1 pseudogene is annotated in these 1,721 nt (G+C 42.1%); it reads left to right on the top strand.

The annotated features are described in order from the left end of the window. Positions 1–165: 165 nt before the first annotated feature. Positions 166–1,611 (top strand): annotated as a pseudogene (gene tnpC, locus D0T60_RS18380) (IS66 family transposase); the annotation flags it as partial. Between the last annotated feature and the right edge of the window lie 110 nt (positions 1,612–1,721).

The following is a 1,721-nucleotide window of genomic DNA, read 5'->3' as shown; positions in this document are numbered from 1 at the left end:
GTCTATTTGGTTATTTATTTGTACCTTTACGGTATAAACAAATAACCCTTTTTCTTCATGAAAGAACTTACTGTTACCCTCACTTTGGAAGAATATAATCACCTTTTAAAGGAAAAAGAAGCTCTGCTGTACAAGGTGGATACTCTTGGTCGGGAAAAGGATCTTCTTCGCTGGCGATTGGAAAATCTCTTACGTCGTCTTTGGGGTAAATCCAGTGAGAAACGTAAGTTACCTGAAGACCCTGCCCAGTTATCCATTTGCTTTGATTCTCCCACTGATGTATCTGATCCTGTTGCTGAAGAAACTAAAGTTTTGAAGAAAGCAGAAAAGAAAGAAGGTGACTACAACCGTTATCGTAAAAGCTTCACTAAAAAGGTAACTCCACATGCTCGCAAGCCCATTGATCCATCTCTTGTTCGCGAAGAGATAGTTGTTCCCATGCCCGATGATATCAATCTGGAAGGAGCAGTGAAGATGGGAGAAGAAGTAACAGAGCAATATGCTGTTCGTCCGGCTCAAGTTTATGTTATCCGCACGATTCGCCCCAAATACCGTTTGGCTGACGGACGGATTGTAGTAGCTCCTATGCCCGTGATGGCGCATCCTCGCAGCAATGCCTCTGAAAGCATCCTGGCTCACATTGCTACAGCTAAATATGCTGATCATTTACCACTGAATCGGCAACTGGAAATTTTTGAGCGTAACAATATCCATTTTAGTCCTTCTACAATAAGCAATTGGATGATGGCTGCTGCTCAGCGGATAGAGCCCATCTACAATGAACTTCGAGAACTGGTAAAGAACAGCTATTACGTAATGGCAGATGAAACACCTCATCCGGTTCTTGAGAATGATAGGCCGGGGAGCTTGCATAAAGGATACATGTGGAACTTCTATTTGCCAGAATCAAAGACTCCCTTCTTTGAGTATCATAAGGGAAGAGGGGAAACAGGCATTGAGACACTATTAAGTGGTTCTGTTAAAGTGGTGCAAAGTGATGGGTTCGTGGTTTATGATAAGTTTGATACATTACCGGACAGATTACATCTGTGTTGTTGGGCACATGTCAGGCGGAAGTTTGAGGAGGCTCGTGGGTGTGATCCACCGCGTGCGAAGTATGCATTGGATAAAATAGCTCTCCTCTATGGTATAGAAAAGAATATAAAGGAAGAAGAACTGACCGATGACCAAATTGTGGCACTTCGGCAGAAACAAGCGTACCCTATAATAAAGGAACTGGAAGAGTGGTGCAAGCAGGAGTTTACTAAAACAATTGCTAACTCACCTATAGCCAATGCCATGTCATACATGTACACACGATTTGAACAGTTGTCCGGATACGTAAATCAGGCTAGGTTTCAAATAGACAACAATCCGGTGGAGCGATCCATACGTCCATTAACGCTCAACCGAAAGAATGTACTATTCTCCGGATCACATGAAGCAGCGCATGCGGCAGCCATATTCTTTACACTCATGGGATGTTGTAAAGAAAATCAGGTCAACCCACAAAAGTGGTTGGAAGAGGTATTAATCAGCGTACAGAATAAAAAGTATGAAGAAAACAATGATTATAGTGAACTCATACCTATGAACTGGAAAAAGAAGTAAAGGAAAAATAGATAGGAACAAGAAAGAAGAAACCGCTCAGGCTTAATCCAAGCATGGGCGGTTTCTTTTAATATAAAAATCAGAAGGGATGTACGACACCGAATGGTTAC

It is taken from the genome of Bacteroides sp. 224 (assembly GCF_010500995.1).
Taxonomy (GTDB): domain Bacteria; phylum Bacteroidota; class Bacteroidia; order Bacteroidales; family Bacteroidaceae; genus Bacteroides.
Note: the sequence above shows the minus strand (reverse complement) of the source record. Positions and strands in the feature narration are given on the sequence as shown.